This is a genomic window from Corynebacterium sp. ACRQJ, from assembly GCF_022346045.1.
GTDB lineage: Bacteria > Actinomycetota > Actinomycetes > Mycobacteriales > Mycobacteriaceae > Corynebacterium > Corynebacterium evansiae.
Genome location: NZ_JAKRMT010000002.1, coordinates 188,539 through 207,047, shown reverse-complemented (window position 1 = coordinate 207,047; position 18,509 = coordinate 188,539). Strand labels below are relative to the sequence as shown.

At 58.8% G+C, this 18,509-nt stretch carries 18 protein-coding genes; 4 read left to right on the top strand and 14 right to left on the bottom strand.

Features of this window, described 5'->3' with window-relative positions; genetic code table 11:
- Positions 1-58 precede the first annotated feature (58 nt).
- Positions 59-1,708: a carboxylesterase family protein gene (locus MHX52_RS02325; RefSeq protein WP_239316382.1), complete on the top strand. Its 1,650-nt coding sequence runs from the start codon at positions 59-61 to the stop codon at positions 1,706-1,708.
- Positions 1,709-1,760: 52 nt separating this feature from the next.
- Here MHX52_RS02325 and MHX52_RS02320 read toward each other — a convergent pair whose 3' ends face one another.
- Positions 1,761-2,771: an ABC transporter permease gene (locus MHX52_RS02320; RefSeq protein WP_239316380.1), complete on the bottom strand. Its 1,011-nt coding sequence runs from the start codon at positions 2,769-2,771 to the stop codon at positions 1,761-1,763.
- Between the two features lie 122 nt (positions 2,772-2,893).
- Here MHX52_RS02320 and MHX52_RS02315 point away from each other — a divergent pair, with 122 nt between their 5' ends.
- Positions 2,894-3,460, top strand: coding sequence for a TetR/AcrR family transcriptional regulator (locus MHX52_RS02315; protein ID WP_255721252.1), 567 nt, complete (start codon positions 2,894-2,896; stop codon positions 3,458-3,460).
- Between the two features lie 49 nt (positions 3,461-3,509).
- Here the strand turns inward: MHX52_RS02315 and rlmB are convergent, their stop codons facing one another.
- The 8 genes from rlmB to MHX52_RS02275 form a co-directional block, all read right to left on the bottom strand.
- On the bottom strand, positions 3,510-4,466 hold the full coding sequence (gene rlmB, locus MHX52_RS02310) for a 23S rRNA (guanosine(2251)-2'-O)-methyltransferase RlmB (protein WP_239316377.1): 957 nt from the start codon (positions 4,464-4,466) through the stop codon (positions 3,510-3,512).
- Between the two features lie 203 nt (positions 4,467-4,669).
- Positions 4,670-5,542 (bottom strand): HtaA domain-containing protein, encoded by an 873-nt coding sequence (locus MHX52_RS02305; protein WP_239316375.1) that lies wholly within the window; start codon positions 5,540-5,542, stop codon positions 4,670-4,672.
- Positions 5,539-6,213 (bottom strand): heme oxygenase (biliverdin-producing), encoded by a 675-nt coding sequence (locus MHX52_RS02300; RefSeq protein ID WP_011273032.1) that lies wholly within the window; start codon positions 6,211-6,213, stop codon positions 5,539-5,541. Before MHX52_RS02300 ends, MHX52_RS02305 begins: the two co-directional genes overlap by 4 nt.
- An 80-nt stretch (positions 6,214-6,293) precedes the next feature.
- Positions 6,294-7,310, bottom strand: a complete 1,017-nt coding sequence (locus MHX52_RS02295) for an HtaA domain-containing protein (protein WP_239316373.1) — start codon at positions 7,308-7,310, stop codon at positions 6,294-6,296.
- A 5-nt stretch (positions 7,311-7,315) separates the two neighbouring features.
- The gene (locus tag MHX52_RS02290) at positions 7,316-8,188 is read right to left on the bottom strand and encodes a heme ABC transporter ATP-binding protein (protein WP_005296738.1); all 873 of its coding nucleotides are present in this window, start codon (positions 8,186-8,188) and stop codon (positions 7,316-7,318) included.
- 32 nt (positions 8,189-8,220) lie between these two features.
- Positions 8,221-9,270: an iron ABC transporter permease gene (locus MHX52_RS02285; protein ID WP_005296741.1), complete on the bottom strand. Its 1,050-nt coding sequence runs from the start codon at positions 9,268-9,270 to the stop codon at positions 8,221-8,223.
- Positions 9,254-10,345, bottom strand: coding sequence for a hemin ABC transporter substrate-binding protein (locus MHX52_RS02280; RefSeq protein WP_005296744.1), 1,092 nt, complete (start codon positions 10,343-10,345; stop codon positions 9,254-9,256). The genes MHX52_RS02285 and MHX52_RS02280 overlap by 17 nt, the downstream gene beginning before the upstream one ends.
- A gap of 48 nt (positions 10,346-10,393) precedes the next feature.
- Entirely contained in the window at positions 10,394-12,328 is a 1,935-nt protein-coding gene (locus tag MHX52_RS02275) for an HtaA domain-containing protein (protein WP_011273027.1), read from the bottom strand.
- A 209-nt stretch (positions 12,329-12,537) separates the two neighbouring features.
- On the opposite strand from MHX52_RS02275, the gene MHX52_RS02270 reads away from it, so the two are divergent.
- Entirely contained in the window at positions 12,538-13,125 is a 588-nt protein-coding gene (locus MHX52_RS02270) for a hypothetical protein (RefSeq protein ID WP_011273026.1), read from the top strand.
- Here the strand turns inward: MHX52_RS02270 and cysS are convergent.
- Positions 13,082-14,518 carry a cysteine--tRNA ligase gene (cysS, locus tag MHX52_RS02265; RefSeq protein WP_239316371.1) on the bottom strand — a complete coding sequence of 479 codons (1,437 nt, stop codon included), beginning with the start codon at positions 14,516-14,518 and terminating at the stop codon, positions 13,082-13,084. The genes MHX52_RS02270 and cysS overlap by 44 nt on opposite strands.
- A 63-nt stretch (positions 14,519-14,581) precedes the next feature.
- Here cysS and MHX52_RS02260 point away from each other — a divergent pair, with 63 nt between their 5' ends.
- The gene (locus tag MHX52_RS02260; protein ID WP_239316369.1) at positions 14,582-15,400 is read left to right on the top strand and encodes a fumarylacetoacetate hydrolase family protein; all 819 of its coding nucleotides are present in this window, start codon (positions 14,582-14,584) and stop codon (positions 15,398-15,400) included.
- On the opposite strand, the gene MHX52_RS02255 is transcribed toward MHX52_RS02260, so the two are convergent.
- From MHX52_RS02255 to ispF, 4 genes are all read right to left on the bottom strand, one after another.
- Complete coding sequence (locus MHX52_RS02255; protein WP_239316367.1) at positions 15,390-15,902, bottom strand: hypothetical protein; 513 nt, start codon at positions 15,900-15,902, stop codon at positions 15,390-15,392. The genes MHX52_RS02260 and MHX52_RS02255 overlap by 11 nt on opposite strands.
- Before the next feature lie 80 nt (positions 15,903-15,982).
- Complete coding sequence (locus MHX52_RS02250) at positions 15,983-17,170, bottom strand: ABC transporter permease (RefSeq protein WP_239316365.1); 1,188 nt, start codon at positions 17,168-17,170, stop codon at positions 15,983-15,985.
- A complete protein-coding gene (locus MHX52_RS02245; protein WP_049049583.1) occupies positions 17,157-17,888 on the bottom strand; it encodes an ATP-binding cassette domain-containing protein in 732 nt (243 codons plus the stop codon). The genes MHX52_RS02250 and MHX52_RS02245 overlap by 14 nt, the downstream gene beginning before the upstream one ends.
- A 78-nt stretch (positions 17,889-17,966) precedes the next feature.
- The gene (ispF, locus tag MHX52_RS02240; protein ID WP_070487267.1) at positions 17,967-18,458 is read right to left on the bottom strand and encodes a 2-C-methyl-D-erythritol 2,4-cyclodiphosphate synthase; all 492 of its coding nucleotides are present in this window, start codon (positions 18,456-18,458) and stop codon (positions 17,967-17,969) included.
- Between the last annotated feature and the right edge of the window lie 51 nt (positions 18,459-18,509).

Sequence of the window (18,509 nt, the reverse complement as noted above, 5' to 3'; positions counted from 1 at the left end):
CATAAGCACCGCCCCCGGAAGAGGGACAAGGTCAGCGCGGCTCGTTAAGGTAGCACTTGTGATTACCGAGACGTCTGCGAACTCACAACCCGCAAACCCCTGGATCGTCCGCACCACTACCGGGCTGATCAAAGGCCACGCGGAAACCGGCGTGACCGCCTTCCGCGGAATCCCCTACGCCGAAAAGCCCACCGGGGAGCGCCGCTTCCGCCGGGCCGAACCCATCGCGCCGTGGGAGGGCGTGTTCAACGCCGCCACCTCCGGCGATGCGTGCTCGCAATACCGCCCGGCGCGCAAGTCCGCCGGCAACTGGGAGGGCACGGAGGATTGCCTCTGGCTGAACGTGGTCGTTCCCCGCCCGGCGGACTCACCTACCCCAGCCATCGACCCGGAAGCCGGCCGCCCGGTGGTGGTCTACTTCCACGGCGGGTCGAACATCCACGGCTCGGCGAACAAGCCCCTGCTTTCCGGCGAGTACTTCGCCCAGGCCATCGATTGTGTGTACGTGGCCGTGAACTACCGCGTGGGCATCTTTGGCCAGCTGGCTCTGGGCGAAGGCACGCATACACCGGAGGGCATGGATAGCAACGCGGGCCACTCCGACCTGCTGACGGCACTGCGCTGGATCCACGACAACGCCCGCGCTTTCGGCGGCGATCCCGACCGCGTAACCATCATGGGCGAATCCAGTGGTGGCTCCATGGTCACCGCACTGATGGCCACCCCGTCCGCGAAGGGTCTGTTCAGCGCGGCCATCGCGCAATCCCCCGCCCCGATGATCGTCCACACCCGCGCGAATGCGAGGTATTGGACGGACTTCGCCGCCCGCTGGCTGCACCGCATGCGCGCGGAAGAATCCCTGCCGATGGACCAGCGCACCCCGGTTCGCCAGGTCCCACCGGAGCTCAGCGACGAGGAGCTTGCAGCCGCCACCGAAGACCTGCTTACCGCCGAGCACGCAATTCTGGGTCGCCTCTCGGACGAGATCGTGCGCTTCCACGCGGACAATCCGATCTCCAAGGCCGGCCCGTTTGCTCCGGTTATCGACGAGGACCTGCTGCCGGAGCACCCCCTTTCCCCCGGTGCGATGATGGATGTGCCAATGCTGATCGGCACGAACCGCAACGAGTACGACATGATGCACCTGGAGCCGAAGCGTAGCTCCATGCAGTACACGCGCACGCGCACGTTCGCCCACGCGATTTCCGGCGCCGATGCTCAGGCCGCCAACATCCTGGAGCAGCACTACGGTGGCCCGAAGTCCCGCAAGCTCAAGGGGCGTTTCTTCGGCGATGCGCTGTTCACCGGCCCCTCCTGGTACTTGGCGCAGAATCACCCGAGCGACCGGGCGTGGGTTTACCGACTGGATACCACTACCCCGTTCCTGCGCTATTCCGGCATGGGCGCGATGCACGCCCTGGATCTGCCGATCCTCTTCCAGCGCTATGACCAGGACAAGGGGCGCATTGCCGTGCTACTCGGTGGCCGTGACGAGATGCGCGCCACCACCGTCGCTATGCAGTCGCGGTGGAGGCAGTTCGTGCACTCTCACGACCCCGGTTTTGATCCTTATTCGCTGGGCTTCGCCACGCAGGTTTTTGACGCCCACTTCCCCACCGGCGAGGAAACCATCTACGACCCACAGCCCGAGTTGCGGGAGGCGTGGGCGCAGGTTCAGTGGGATAAGCAGGAGGAAATGTTCGGCTAGCGCGAATTATTGGCTAGCGCTGGAGCCGGCTACGGCTGGGACGAAGGGGGCGTCACTTAGTAGCGCGACGCTTCCGCCACGAAGCCAGAGCGACCATGCCCACGCCGAGCGCGACCCAGCAGAACAAAACAACCACCGCGTGGGTAATGCCGTGGCCATCGAAGTAGGCGACAGAGCGCACGGCCGTTCCTGCTGCGCCGATGGGTAGGTACTGGCCGAACCAGCCCCAGGGGCTAGGCAGCCACTGCCAGCCTGTCGCTATGCCGGACAGCGGGTTGGAAACAAGCAGAGTGATGATCGCGCCGATGCCCAGACCTGCGCCGCCGAGCAGGGATTCCATGCCGAGTACGAACATCGAGGTACCGGCGATACCCAGCGCGAGGATTCCCGCCAGTTCAAGATAGTTTCCGTCGAACAGGTCATATCCGAACTGCATGATCGCACCGAGCACCAGACCGGCCAGAATGGAGAACACGGCTGCGCCGACCACCCGGCCCCAACGACGCCCCTTGAGCCCGAAGGTCAGCAGCGCGGCCGAGGCCATGCCTCCGAAAGCCAGCGGCAGGGCAAGGGTATTCAGGCCGATTCCGTTCGGGTCGCCTTCGGGTAGCGGGGCGACGTCCTCCACGGTGACCTTCTGTCCCTGCTGCTTCATACCATCGGCAAGGCCGGTCATGATCTGTTTGAATGTGGAACCGGCGCCGCTAGCGATGGTGACGACGGTGCCATCCTTGCCGATAGTGATGCCGCCGATCGCTTCGCGTTCCAGGACCTTCGTTTTTACCTCGTCTGGATTGTCGTAGGCGGTGACGTCGAAGGCGCCGGGCTGCTTCTGCTCGAGCATTCCCTCAACCTTCTGGACTGCAGGCGCAGGGCCAGAAACCGCAAGAGGCAAATCTTCCGGACCGGAGTTCATGCTCGGGGTGAGGAACGCCAACAGCATCAGAGTGATAATTCCCGTGAGGGCAACGACGATGGCGGCGAGGCGACCGTTGCCACTGCGCTCAGAAGCCGGAGGCGCTTGGGTTGGTGGATTCTTCTGTGCATCTACAGCGTTGGACATTGGGTTTCCCCTTTCTGAGACCCATAAAGCGGAACGTTGTGTTCCGTTTTAACAAAATGGATCATAACGTTCCGTTTAGATAAAATGCAAGCGATAGAGCAACAAATTGCGAAAGGTTGGCTATGCGCGCGGACGCACACGAGAACAGGCAGGCAATACTCATTGCAGCTTGGAGGATGTTTTCCACCGTCGGGATCGACGTTTCAATGCGCACTATTGCCAGCGAAGCCGGCGTGGGCATCGGCACCCTCTACCGCCACTTCCCCACCAAGCAGGACTTGCTGACGGGGCTTTTCGACTACGGGCGCGAGCGCCTCATCGACATCATCGACCGCCACACGACGGGATGGGACGACGCTCAACAAGCTGCCGAAACGTGGAACAGTTTCGTCCATAACGTAGCGGAGCTCAAGCTAGGGGTCATCGTCACGCAGGTAGAGCCCACTATTGTGGAAAACATGGACTTCGAGGCAGACCTCGCCCCTCGAATGAACGAGCTGATGGAACAATTAGAAAGGGTGCTTCACCGGGCACGCCGCTGGGCACTCCTCAGAGAGGACGTAGACACACTACATTTCCACCTCGGCCTGGCGGTGGTCGCCCGCCCCCTCACCGACGATGCACGAAAGCTTGTCCCCGATTATCAGCCTTGGCTCGTGGAGACGTACATTCGGGGACTTAAGCCTTAGAAACTAGCAGCCCCCGCTGAGAAACACGGAGGGCGAAAACGAAAGGGCGTCACCTAGCAGCGCGGCGCTGACGGGCGAACTCGCTGAGCACCACGCCCGCAGCGACCGACGCATTGAGAGATTCCACCCACTTGGCCATGGGGATCGACATGATCGTGTCGCACGTTTCCGAAACCAGGCGGGACAGGCCCTTGCCCTCCGATCCGACGACGATGACAGTCGGGGTGGTGCCGTCATAGGTATCAAGGGTGTGGTCGCCACCAGCGTCCAAACCCACGACCTGGTAGCCGGCCTGCTGGAACTGCTTCAGAGAGCGCACCATATTGGTGGCCTTCGCTACCGGCAGGCGCGCGGCCGTGCCCGCGGAGGTACGCCAAGCAACAGCGGTCACGGAGGCGCTGCGGCGCTCCGGGATGATCACGCCGTGGCCGCCGAATGCCGCTACGGAGCGGATAACCGCGCCGAGGTTACGCGGGTCGGTGATGTTATCCAGTGCAACAACCAAGCCGGGCTGGGGCGCGGAGGCGGCCTGCTGAATCAGGTCTTCCACCTGCGTGTACTGGTAAGGCGGGATCTGCAGACCAATGCCCTGGTGCATGCCGTTGCCGGTCATACGATCCAGCTCGGCGCGGGAAACCTCCAGCACAGAAATGCCTCGGTCGGCGCAGGTGTGGACAGCCTCTGCCAGGCGCTCGTCGTTCTTGGTGCCCTCCGCGACGTACAGCGCGGTGGCGGGAACCTTGGCGTGCAGACACTCGATCACCGGGTTGCGGCCGACAACCAGCTCCACCTGGTTATCGTCCTTTGCGAAGCGGTCGTGTGCGCCGGAAGCCCGGCGCTTGGCAGCCTGCTTGCGCTTGTAGGCGGCGTGGTAGACGCGATCCTCCGCCTTCGGCGTGGCCCCCTTGCCCCGCAGGCTGCGGCGCCCCTGGCCGCCGGAGCCCTTGGTTGCGCCCTTCTTGTTCTTCTTGCGCACGCCTCCGCTGCGCTGGGTGTTGCCCGCCACTGTGATTGCCCCTCTTACCTGGTCGACTACGTGCGTTTGTGTATGTTACTTCCCGGCACGCAAAACTGGAACCAGGCTCACGAGAACGTGGACAGCAAAGCACCCCACCTGCTGTGAATTTGTTGCTTCCATTACCAATCTTGCCGGCAGCAGCTGAAACGAGCAATAGTTCTTCGCAGATGGGGTGGTACGATGCTTTCCTTCTAGGCAGTGATGCCGAAGTTCTTCAAAACTCCTCGCCAATCCACGGGCCCGAAGGCCAGTGCCCCTACCCCAATCACTGCCACAATGGCGGCGATCACACCGGCCGCGATGCCAAGGGACGAGTTTTTGGAACTGCCGCTAGAAGAACCGGAGAATCCGCTTGCACTTCCCTGCAGTTCCTGCGGGGTTACATCTTCTATCTGCTTGCCATCGTCATAGTCCAGCAGCAGGTCAACGTCCGCGCCCTCCAGCTGCTCGCCCTCGTTGTAGCGGAGTAGAGATCTCTGCAATCCGATACCGGCCGTTGTGGGACGGTTCTGGGCAACGAGATCCTTACCCGGATCAATCGGGGCTTCCAGGGTGAAGGTCACGATTACTTCATCGTCGCCGCGCTTGTCTAGCTGTGTAGGATCGTTCGCCGTGTTACCGGAAAGGGAGTAGTCCCCAATAAGCGATACCGCCTGACCTGTGACATTCAACTTCAAGTCGAAGTAAGAGACATCCAAAGCTGGCCCGCCGTTCTTACCAAGACCTTTGTATGCGGTCACATGTGCGCTGCCGTCCAGGGCAATCGTGCCATTCCCCTGCGGGTCCAGCTTTGTTTCTTGGGTATTTACTGGGAACACAAACTGGTTTCCCTTAAACTCCGCGCCTCCATCGCCGATGACGGTTCCCCTGGCGATCGGCCCCTGCACATGCTTAAGGAAAGAGGTTTTGATCGGCCAGGCAAAAGCACCGGCTCCTAACACTGGGGCGGACACTTCCTCTGCCTGTGCTACAGGAACCGCCATGCCGCTTAACGCGACGGAACCGGCCAAGGCGCTGGCAACGAAGTGGCGGGAAGTGGACTTGGACAAGAATGGTGTATTCACGCGCAGACTCCGTAAAGATCTGTGAACAGGGAAAAATTCATACCAAAAGCATCGATGGCTTCCTCAATCAATTCGGAACGCTGCTGTGCTGTGAGTGGCAGGCTATCGAGGCGCTGACGGTAGCTGGTTCGGTACGGAGGGATCTTGCCAATAGCGGAGAAGTCATAGAACTTCAATGCCTCAGGAGCGACATTGTAGAGGTCTGCTACACGTACAGCGATGACCTGACCGCCGGAAATATCCCCGAGGTAGCGGACATAGTGATGAGCGATCACTCGTACAACGTCTTGTTCTCCGAAAGAGTCGAGGCGATCTACATACCGCCGGGTGGCGGGCAGTAGTTCAAGTTGTTCGCGCCAATCGGAGCCGAGGCAATACGTCAGATCGTGTTCCAACGCAGCGCAACGTTGCAGGCGCGGATCGGCAATAACCGACCCGATGGGAGTGCCGGAGACTCTTTCTACAGCGTTCTCTAGAGCGCTGTAGACAAACCAGAGTTGTCCCGAAAGCGCATACACCGCTTGAGCGTCAAGCTCGCCTTTGAAAAGGGTGCTCATGAACTCGGATCCTTCTGCGCGCCCGTGCGCCTCCGCAGTGGCATTGCGCAGTGCCTGAGAGATCGGCTCGGCTGTGTTAAAGCTTGTGTTTGAAAGTGTGGAGGTCGAAGCCATCACGTTATTCCTTTCGAAAGAGTTTCAAGATCCGCGTGGAATCTGGAATTTGTCGCTGAACGAGAAAAGGGAACTCGTTATTAGCGCAAGTTGTGGTGGCGTAGGAATTCATCAATCTTCTTGTGAATGCCATCGAGAGCGCCAGACACGTTGATCGCGTGGCCAATGATCGCCAGCATGCCTAGGATTCCGACCGTGCCAAGAATGTAGTTCCACACCTTTCCGAACTTGCCCAGCGAACCTTGGCCTTGCCCCTGGTCATCCGGGTTGTCTGGGTTGCTCGGGTTGCCCGGGCCAGAACCACCTTCATCATCCGGATTCGGCTCCCCTGGCGTTGCACATTTCTTCTCGGTGGTCAGAGAAACATTGATGTCATCCAGCTCTGGCTTGTAGTCCGCCGAGTAAATGCCCATGAATAGGACGTCTACGCCCTTCACAATGTTCTTGCCCCCATCCGTTCCTGGCTTAGGAACGTAGGTCATGCTGCTTGCATCCAGCGTGACAGTATCCCCGTTGACCTTCCAGTTTCCGTGCCCCTTCGAGAACACGTCCCTGCCGGAAACCTTGTTCTCTTCGATACGGTCCTCAGGCGTATACTCAGTCATGTGCTTGCCAGGCACGTAGTATCCCTCATAGCTGGCGCCGCCCTGAATACTAGCTCCCTCGGCTGTGATGTAAGGGGACTTGAAGTTCGAGTACAACGCGCCATGATGGCCTTCGAAAACGACATCGGACGGCTTGGTGCCGATCTCTGCCTTGGTTACGTTGCCCTCGGAATCGACCTCAATGCTAGATACACTTGGGTCTACCTGGAATTGGAATTGGAAGTCCTTGGACTTCTTGTTGGCAGGATCAGATTCCTTAACCTCACCCTTCGTCTCCCAGCTTCCCTTAGCGATATTCCCCAGAATGTAGCTGCGGAAGCTCTCCTTCAATCCCCAGTTGAAGGTACCGCCAGTGATAACAGTTTTGCATTCAGGTTGAGCTTGAGATGCGCCATCCTGTGCCGATGCAACGGGTACGGAAAGTGCAGCAGTGCCCAGGGCGAAAGTCATCACAGTGCCGAGCATGACATTTCGAGTTGACTTAATAGACATGAGAATTACTCCTGATGAATGGATCCTAGGGACTTAGCCCTAGTGAATGGAATGGATTGATATGCAGAAAGCAGTCGAGCTACTGCAGCTGGCGGATCCCTCCGCCGCGGACGAACAGAGACGTCATTATCCGCACTGCGGACAACTTCGATGGGCCAGTCATAAACGCTGGAGAGAATCTCGTCGGTATAGACCGAATCAACCGATCCAGCGGCGGCAATTCGCCCATTCGATAGACAGACGATGTGATCGCAATACGCCGCAGCTGCGTCGAGGTCATGCAACACAATCACCACCGCAGTTCCAACTCTGTGAGCGATCTGCTGCATCAAGCTCAAGACTTGTTCCTGATGACGGATATCCATCGCCGCGGTCGGCTCGTCTAACAACACCACCGGTGTTTGCTGGGCCAAAACTCGGGACAACGCAACCCGAGCACGTTCGCCACCGGAAAGAGTGACGATGTCACGAACTGCCAACGCAGTGGAACCGGTGGCGTCCAGAGCAGCGTCAACAATGAGCTCATCCACACTGCTATCGACTGTCCCTCGCCACGGTCGCCGTCCCATCGCCACAACATCTCGAACAAGAAACTCAAACGCGACTTGGACATCCTGAAGCAACACCGCACGGCGCTGCGCCATTGCCCTTGCATCGGCCCGAGAGGGGTCTAATCCGGCGACGGAAACCACACCCTCAGTAGGTTTAATATCCCCAGACAGCGCGGCGAGCAGCGTCGACTTACCAGCACCATTCGGCCCAATGAGCCCTGTGACCTCGCCGGCACGAGCGACAAAACTAATGTCACTGAGCAACCGCTTGGCACCAACGTCGACGGCGAGGCCAGATACCTCAATGGCCTTATCGCCGATAGCCATACTGTTAGTAGTCGCATCGCTACCGTGAGCACTCATGCGTGCATCCCCTTTCGCATCATTCGGCGCAGCAGAACGAAGAAAGTCGGGCCGCCGACAAGGGCAGTGAAGATGCCAATCGGCAAATCTGCGAATTCAATCAACGTGCGGGCAGCCACATCGGCCAGACCAATCAAGACCGCCCCGCCAAGCGCAGAAGCAGGGATGAGGAGATAATTCTCCGGCCCCATGACCGTTCGCAACAGGTGCGGGATAATCAGCCCTACGAAGCCGATGAGCCCAGCAAAGGCAACTGCACCTGCAGTGAGTACGGTCGCAGCGATGATCACAATCGCTCTCAATTGACTTACATTGATCCCTGTGTGACCAGCGGCTTTCTCACCCAAAGCAAGCACGTCTAGTGCCCCACCCATCCGTAGGGCTACGGCAATTCCAACCATCGTGATCGGCAAAACCGCCCAAACGTGCTTCCACTGGGCACCATTTAGGGATCCCATCTGCCAAAAGATGATCTCTTCCCGACTGGCGGTCGGAGCCAAATAGACCATGAAGGAGATAATTGCTCCACACACGGCATTGACCGCGATACCTGTGAGAACCAGATTGATAACCACAACTCGGCCTTGACTTCGTGCTAGCTGGTAAATCAGGCCAGCGGCAACCAATGCGGAAAGAAAGGCGAAGAACGGAACGGTGAACGTGCCGAAGAAAGCAAGGTTAAAGACGATTGCCAACGCCGCACCAACCCCGGCGCCCGAGGTCACGCCAATAATCGATGGCTCGGCCAGAGGGTTGGCAAACACCGCCTGCATCAATGTTCCAGCCACACCCAAACATGCGCCGACTAGGAACCCCAGCAGGATGCGCGGCAAGCGAATATCCCACACTACGCTGGAGGCCAGACCTGAATGATGGTCTTTCCCCAGCAAGATTGAACCTAAATCCTGCAGTGGCACGTAGTACTGTCCAAGCACGATCGATAGCACCGCAGCAACAAGCATTAGCACCACCAGTGCACCGAAAATCCCTACCCATCGGCGCGTTCGCGCCCGGAGAAACTCGTTCGTATTAACCGTGTGGGTCATATAACGCCTTCGCTGTCCGCAAAAGTGTTTGCCCAGTCATAGGGCCGAACGCCAACGATTGACCATCTGGAATCGTGATTACGCGCCGCTTCTGTCCTGCCGTGGTTTGAGCTATGCCGGGGCGTTTGAGCAGGCCTTCGATCCCTCCGGTGGATTCCAACCCGCCGGTCATCATGATGAACGCATCTGGGTTTAACCTAGCTAGCGACTCCGCATTGGCTGGTTCGATGTAGGAAAGGTTGTTCTCCGTCCCCACGTCAACCGCACCAACGCCCTCGATCAGGTCTTTTGCTCCGGTCCCTTCGCCCATGATGAAGAACACTCCACCATTTCCACGGGCATAAAGGAATGCCACCCGCATCGGTGTAGAGGGCACCATCTTCTTGATGGTCTCTTTATCCAGATTTATTTCCTCGACTGTGCGATCCGCAAGCTTTTCCGCATCCTCCGGGAGGCCCACGACAGCACCGAGCGTGGTGATGTCCTCGGCTACCGAATCGATCGTGCGGGTCGGTTCCATGACCACAGTGGTCACGCCCGCCTGACGAATCTGATCGATAGCGTCCCGTGGCCCGATGGAGTGGTCCACGATGACGATATCCGGCTCCAACGACAACACGGCTTCCACGTTGATGTTGTGCCCACCTTGAGTGACCACTGGCCTGTCGGCCAAGATGTTTTCAGTAGAAGAGACCGTGCGGCCTACAATCCGATCGGCAAGACCCAGGCCAGTAAGGGTTTTAGTGTAAGTACCGTACAGGTCAAGAGCCAGAATCCGATCGAGCTTATTAACCTTGACATCGTGGCCGTCTGCGTCGGTCAGCTCCACCGGCAGCTTCGGGGATGGATTCTTGGTCACAGGCTCCACATCCGTGAAGTCCTTGACCTCCGAAACGCCCTCAAAGCTACGAGGATCCTGCAGATCAGCAGCATTCTTGATGTCGTTTCGCAGAGCAGCATCAGCTTCGGATTCATAGGCGCCCTTAACGCCACACGCAGCGATGCTAGCCGTGCAGATAAACAACACACAGGTGCGGAACGCTAACCGCACAGTTCGATTAAGAACAATGGACATTAAAACGTGCTTTCTAACTGAGCAGTGTCTTGCCACCTAGTAGGCGGATTAAGACGGATTACTTACAACCAGTCGACCGATGCTTCCACCTGCGACGATGACTCCTACGATCAATCCGAGAAGGTAAGTAGCCGGGTTCTCATCCTGACCCTCAGCCGCAGCAGGCTTAACCTTGAATTTGCTCGATCCGTTTTCGTACCCCGCCGATGAAGAATCGCCGTCGACGCCATTGCCGGAACCGTCCTTATTGCCGGCGAGCTTCGCGGCGGCAGCATTGTGCGCAGCAGAAGAACCACCGCCCGATCCACCCGCACTCGATCCAGATGCTGTCGTACCGCCCACTGCGTCGCAGTCACCCTGGCCACCTAGCTGGGCGCTGAAAGATATGGGCGCTAGTTGAGTTCCCGGATCGTAAAATTCGGCGAAAGCCACAGAGCCATCCTGGGTCAGCGATACACTCGCCTCTCCGCTTACTGAGTTATCCGAGATATCAAGGGAACTAAAGCTCAGGTCTCCCAGCACTGTGCGCCCGAAGTCTCGCTTCTCCCCTTCCATGTTTGAAGAACGAACATCGGCAACAAGCCTTCCTGTTCCACCGTTGAACTGGATCTCCGGATTCGCAATGTTCAGGTCGAGAATTCCGTTGTGACCGGTGAATTGCATCGCGCCACCATAGGAAATCGTTCCCTGTTGAGAAGACGTATCGACGTTGCCGCCGTTGCCGGTGAACTGATACTTGCCGCCGCTGTATCCGACCCCGCTCAAATCCCACTTGCCCTTAGCGATAGAGCCGGTGATGTACGACTGGAAGGATTCCTTCAGAGCCCACGATGCCTTGGCGCTTTCGACTGCCTTGACCGACTCGCAGTGCAGGTCTCCACCGCCACCAGCTGCTCTACCTGCTGTGGCACCGCCCCGGGTTGTTCCGCCTCCGCTGGCGGCCGACCCGCCGCCTGTTCCGCCGTTTCGCGCACCACTGTTCCCTGCTCCAAGCGATGTTCCGCCAGAGGCCGATCCACCACCAGAACCGGAGTTGGAGTTAGAGTTCGTTCCGGAGGTAGAGCTAGTTCCGGAGTCGCTTCCGCTAGAAGATCCGTTCTTTACGCTCCCGCGATTGACGAAAGATTCATACTCGTCCAAGAAGGCTTGGGAGTTACCCATGAAAGTGGTCAGGGCGTTCATCGTGTCGTTCGTCTCAGACAGAATTCCCATAGCTTCCTTGTTAAAGCCGGTGAAGTTGCCATCGATCGTGGTCAGCGTGCGCTTTTCGCCCGATCCCGAGCCACTGCCCGAATCTGATCCACAGCTGCCGTCCAAAGCCACTGAGCCACTGGTTGGATCCATCGAGGTTCCCGCATTGTAAGCGAGAAACAGCCGGCTGCCACCTTGAGTAAGTGTCGTAGAACCAGAAAGGTTCACGCTCCCTGAGCCAGGGGTCACCGGGGTGGACAGGTTCACCTTGGCGATGACTTCATCGTCGCCAGTGATTTTGGCTCCTCGCTTGCTCTTATTGACCATGTCCGACTCATAGGAGACATAGTCCACCAGAATCTCGGCGGTTTTTCCCTTTGCGCGCACCTTCCAATCGGAGAGCGTCATATCTAACAGGTCATCACCGCCATAGTTGTGGCCGTTGAAACGGAGAACTCCGTTGAGCGGAACCGTCACCGTATCACCGTTTACCTGGGGCTTTTGGGGGCGGAACTGGAAGGCTCCATTCGGGCCGGTCTTATCGCCATTAAAGCCGATACCGTCGCCACCCCATCCGCCTTTAGCGACAGGGCCTTGGATATAGGCACGGTAGCTCTGCTTGATACCCCAATTGAATTCACAGGTTCCCGCCGCTGAGGCAACGGGGGTAGCGACCGTGGTAAATGCTACGGGAGCGAAGGCAAGTACGGAGGTGGCAGCCACAGCCGTGGATGCGCGGACGAACAACCGTCGCGAGGAGCCTCGACGTGATCCAAACGGTGAAAGATGCATGCTGATCCTACTCAAAACTGAAACATCAAAAGATTTGCGCCGCCTTACCTCTACCTAGGTTTTACCCATTAGATTAGGATAGTGTTACCTTAATTAGGTAAGGCTCGACTTAGCTGAAAGTATCATGAGTCAGCCTAAGAGACGAAAGCATCTTGTGTTTAGTTTCGTCCCCCACCCCCACCTCTCACCCCCGAGAAAGGACGCGAAGAATGACCGCATACACCCCGGCCCCTCTGGCCAACCTCTACCCTGAAGTAGACCCCCACCAGGCAATTCCGCTTTCCGCGACCGAACGCTTTGCCCTAACCGTATCGATCGGCGTGATGGCATACGGCGCAGTAGTCGGCGACTTCATTATCGCCGGAGTCGGGCTGGCACTAGTCGCCATCGCATGCGTCGTATGTTCTCAGAAAACGCAGCGCCGGATCCGCTCCCAAGCCCGCAGCCGCTTCCCCAGCGAGGACTGGGTCGAATACAGAACCGCAAACAGGTTGAATCTGAACCTCTTCCTCCCCCTGTGTATCGGCTCCATCGGCGCCCTGATCGTGGCCGGTTTTTGGTACATCCCGCCGGAGCACGCAACACTGGGCGGCATCATCATCGCCATCGTTTCTGCCGCCACCATTTGGTTCTTGCCAGGCCTGAACCCCATGTGGTCGAACGACGAAGAATATTTCGTACCCGAAGAAATGTATGACGACGAGGTCGAGCTTCCGGGATCAGAGTTACAACCCGACGAGTACGTCTATGGAACTACCCCTTCAGCGACCACTTCGCGCCATCGGCTGTATCCGTAACCTCAATGCCGGCCTCGGCCAGGCGGTCGCGCACCTCGTCGGCGGTGGCCCAGTCCTTGGCTGCGCGGGCCTCAGCACGGCGCTCCAGCTCGGCCTTCACCAGCACGTCCAGGGCGCCCATCGCCACGTCGGAACCACCGGCAGCAGCCTTGGTAGATTCCAGCCAGGTCTCGCTCAGCGGATCCACGCCCAACACAGCAGCCATCGCACGAACCTGTCCGGCGATCTCCTTAACCTGCTGCTTTGCCTCGTCCGTGGGCTTTGCGTCCAGTAGCTTGTTGCCCTCACGAACCACGTCGTGGATCACGGCCAGCGACTGCGGCACGGCCAGGTCGTCATCCATCTTCTCCGCGAACTGCGCCGGCACCTCGCCCACCGGCAGCGCCTGCGGGTCCACAGCGGTCTCTCCGGTGACGTACTCGATAGCGCGCACCAGGAACTTCTCGATACGGCAGTAGCCCGCAGCGGCCTCACCTAGCGCAGCCTCAGAGTACTCCAGCATCGAGCGGTAGTGCGCGCTGCCCAGGTAGTAGCGCAGCTCAACCGGACGCACCAGCTTCAGCACATTCGGGATAGAAAGCACGTTGCCCAGGGACTTCGACATCTTCTCGCCGGACATCGTCACCCAGCCGTTGTGCATCCAATAGCGCGCGAAACCATCGCCCGCAGCCGTCGCCTGTGCGGCCTCGTTCTCGTGGTGCGGGAACTGCAGGTCCAGGCCACCGCAGTGGATGTCGAACTCACTTCCCAGGTAGGTCGTCGCCATCGCGGAGCACTCGATGTGCCAACCCGGGCGACCACGACCCCACGGGGTATCCCAGGCCGGCTCGCCCGGCTTGGCTGCCTTCCACATGGTGAAGTCGCGCGGGTCGCGCTTGCCGGTACCCGCCGACTCACCCTGATCCATCTCGTCCAGCTTCTGGCCGGACAGGAAGCCGTAGTTATCGATCGTCGCGGGTTGCGCGTACACGTTGCCGTCTGCGGCGTAGCCGTGGCCGTTGTCGATGATGCGCTGCATGTACTCGATCATCTGCGGTACGTGCCCTGTGGCGCGGGGCTCGATGGAAGGTGGAGTGACGCCCAACTGGTCATAAGCCCAGTTAAACGCACGCTCGTGCGTAGCGGCCCACTCCCACCACGGGCGGTCGTTCTCCGCGGCCTTGGTCAGGATCTTGTCGTCAATATCGGTGACGTTCCTTACGAAAGCGACGTCCAACCCTTTGGCCTCTAGCCAGTTCCGCAGAATGTCAAAGGCAACTCCGCTGCGCACATGTCCAATGTGCGGGATCGACTGCACGGTCGCTCCACACAAGTAGATCGAGGCATGGCCTTCACGGATAGGCTCAAAGTCGCGGAGCTGGCGGGCGGCAGTGTCGTAAATTCGCAAAGTCACACCACACAGTATAGGCATGCACGGTCGACCTCTTTCCCCATGCGTGTCAGTATCGTGGAGGACATGAGCACTCAAAACACCCCGAGATTCGCCACCATCCGCCTCAACGATCGGGGTGCATGGCGCCCAATTGCAGTCACCTCCTTCTCTGAGGAAGGTGGCGAGGGCAAGCTCCTCGCCGAATTCCCTTACAAGGCGCAGGTCACCAGCACGGAACTGGATTCCCTCCCCACCGTTTCTTTCACCGCCGACCAGCTGGGGCCGGTCGTGCCGAACCCCAGAAAAATTTTCTGTGTAGGCCTCAACTACCGGGAACACATCGCAGAGATGGGGCACCCGATTCCGGATCACCCCACCCTGTTCGTGAAGTACGCCTCCGCCTTGGCGGGCCCGTTCGACGAGGTCGTTGTGCCCCCGGAGCTCTCCGCGCAGGCGGACTACGAGGGCGAGCTCGCTGTCATTATGGGCGAAGCCGGCCAGATCGCAGGCTACGCCGTGATGAATGATTTCTCTCAGCGCGATTGGCAGTACCGCACCCAGCAGTGGCTGCAGGGCAAGAACCTGGATCGCTCCAGCGGTTTCGGTCCGTGGATGATGCCGGCCGAACACTTCGATCCGATTGCGGAAGGGGCCGTCTTACGCACTTGGGTCAACGGCGAACTCCGCCAGGAGCACAGCGTTGCCGACCTGGTGTTTAAGCCGCAGGATCTGGTGGATTACATCAGCAACTTCGCCTCGTTGGCGCCTGGTGACGTCATCGTGACGGGCACACCAGAGGGCGTCGGCCACGGCATGACCCCACCGCAGTACCTGGCCGATGGCGACGAGGTGCGTATCGCGATCGACGGCATCGGGGAAATCTGCAACCGCATTAACTGCTGAGCTGAGCCAAACTAGGCTCGGCCTTCTTGATAGCGCTCCGCACTGCCGCGAAAAGTAACAGGCAGATGGGAAGCGCAATTACAATCACACTGATCCTGGGCGACCAGAACAATGGCAGGTATCTACTAGGCAATACCGATATGAGCAGGCACTGGGCGGCAGTTAGTAGCAGCAGTCCATAGAAGCTCTTTCGCAGGTCCACTACGAGGCATGCGCCGAAAATCACCGACAGTGCAATGAGCGTGTACTGCAACATGCCTGGGTTGCCCAGGAGCGCGACAACGCCGCATTCGCCCAGGCAAAGCCCGAGGAAAAGCCAGTCGCAGGCCGCCCATGTGCGAACAGTTAATTCTTCCAGCTGGGAAAGCCGGTTATCCCAGAACATCACCGCGGAGCTAACGATGGCGATGGAAAACACGAAGTTAAACGGGATAACTCCGGACGAACTCCACGAAGCCCAAGGAATGGGAATAGTGGTCGTGCCGAACAGTACGGCGCCCACGACGCCGAGTATCTGAAGCATCACCGCGTAGGTCGCGGAATGTCCACGCCAATAGATCTGTACTCGATGTTGGGCAGACACTATCCCTCCCAGCACTCGGAGTTCGCCCGATCCAGGATGAACTTCACGTCCACTCCCGCATTCGTTCCATGCACCCCGCGCCATTGTCCGGAAGGCGTCAAGGTCGCTCGTTCCAGCTCTTCTTCCGTCAGATCGGGAAGAGACTCCGCTACGGATACGGGTTGCTGCGGGGTCCCCCAACACGATGGTGCCCCCTTAAGCGCAGGTTCATTGCTGAGGAGCTCGACCAGGAGCGCGTGCTTTACTTCCGGTTGTTGACCCGAGCGAGCGAGCCGGATGTCGTCGTCCCGTTGCGGTTCGGCGTCGATCAGCCTATAGGTAGTGACGCCCAAAGATTCCCACACCTTGCGGTTAGCGTCTACCTGCCCAGATGGAGTTTCGCGCCAGTAACACACCGCTCCCTCGCAGATCATGTGCTCTTGGGGGCGGGGCACCGCGGAACTGTAGTTTCCGTCTTGGGCGATTCCGTAGCCTAAACTACAGCTCACGCCGAATAGACCAATGGCTGCCACGCGAAGTGGCCACGCCGACAACCCCGGAAGCCAGTTTCCATGAAAAGCCGCGATCAACAGCAACGAGCAAACGCATATGGCCCCCAGCACCAGAGCCGAAGCCTTCCACAGAATCGGGTCCACGCTCTGTGATACTTGGCAACAGGAGCTGAACGGCTGCCCGAACATTTGTCGCCACGCCACGTTTGAGAGCGACACCGGGTAAGCGACCAGGATATAAGGAAGAAGCAAGCCGACAGCGATCGCCACAATTGCTGGTAGGTACAGCCCTAAAGTTGCCCCCAAGCTCAGCCATGCCACGCCGTGAAGAGCAATAAAGACCAACCCTGTTGCAAGGAACCGTCCGGACTCTACGTAGCCGATATCCGCCAACTGCACTGCGAGGTACGCCAGCACCACTACCACCGCAAGCAATAGTGGCAGCGCCAAGGATCTGAGCCAGACTTTAAAAACATCCTGCACAGACCCGCGGGACTTAAAAAAGGAACGGAAGCGTGCCATCTCTTTAGCGCCGATAAAGCCAAGGATTGGCCCCAGCGAATAGTAGAGGGCCAAGCTATTGGAGATCGCGTTGTCCTGCGTAGGCACCGGGTTTGCGTTGAGTGTAATGCTCAGCAATCCAAGCACAGAAGCCGCGAGCACCAAAGCAACGTTGAGAGCGTTAATCCTCGCCATGACCACCATCCCTGGAAAATGCCTCCGCAAGGTTTCTCACAGTCTCGGAATAACGATGTGACTTCTCCGACTCTAGTGATTCACGCCCAATTCGTAGAAAATCGCCCATCGGCCCCTGGAATTCAACTCTGCCTTCATGCAACACGAGCACATGCCCGAACGGCTTCTCTACTTCCAAGGGCTGATGGCTAGAAACCCAAAGACCAACGCCCGATTCCGCGATGGATCGATAGAGCCCTTGAAGTTCCCGTTTCGCCAGCGGGTCGAGTGCAGCGCTAGGTTCGTCTAGCAGAATGTGCTCCGCGTTAGAGTTCAGGGCTGTAGCGATTTGCACGCGGGCTTGCTGCCCGCCAGACAGCTTGCTGCATTGCTTATGTGCGTGTGCTTTAAGTCCGACGAATTCAATCCAATAGGCTGCGGACCTCTTACTCTCCGCCCAACCGGCACCGTTAAGCCAGGCGACGTAGGAAACATAGTCGACCACACGCGCCCCATTGATGCTTTCGAAATGCTGCGGGACGTACACCGCTCGGCCCAACTTAGGCACAGCGCCCTTGGACGGTTTTAGCTGCCCGGCAAGCAACTTCATAAGCGTGGTCTTACCGGCACCATTGACACCCAGGATCACTGTTGGGCTAGCAGGAACCTCGAGGGAGCGGACCTCGATCCCTTCATCGGAACGCGGGTAGCTAAAGGAAAACGAGTAGCTATTCGACAAGGAAGTTCCAGACCTTTAGTGCACGGAGTTTCTGTTTGATGGAACAAACCTACGAAGGCATAAAAAGATTGTCAATAACTAATTCTGCGACTGCCACACGACCGCCGTCGCCACAGCCGCCACGCCCTCGCCGCGGCCGGTGAAACCCATGTGATCGGTCGTGGTTGCAGAGACGGAGACCGGCGCGCCGATCAGCTCCCCCATCACCTTCTCGGCCTCTTCGCGCCGGGTGCCCATCTTCGGGCGGTTCCCCACCATCTGCACCGCCGCGTTGCCGATCACGAAACCCTTGGATTCCAACAGCTCGCGGCACTCGCGCAGGAGGCGCTCGCCGGAAACGTTGTCGTATTCCTTGCGCCCCACTCCGACGAAACTACCCAGATCCCCCAGCCCTGCGGCGGAGAGCAACGCATCCACTACCGCGTGCGCCACCACGTCGCCGTCGGAGTGCCCTTCGCACCCATCCTGCCCTTCCCACAGCAGGCAGGCCATCCAGCAGTCCTTACCTGGCTGCACCTGGTGGGCGTCCGTCGCAATACCTACGCGGGGAATGATGTGTGGGGTGTTCATGCGGTCTGCCTCTCGCCTCTGGTCGCGTTCTACTTGTCTATTTCGGGCCTT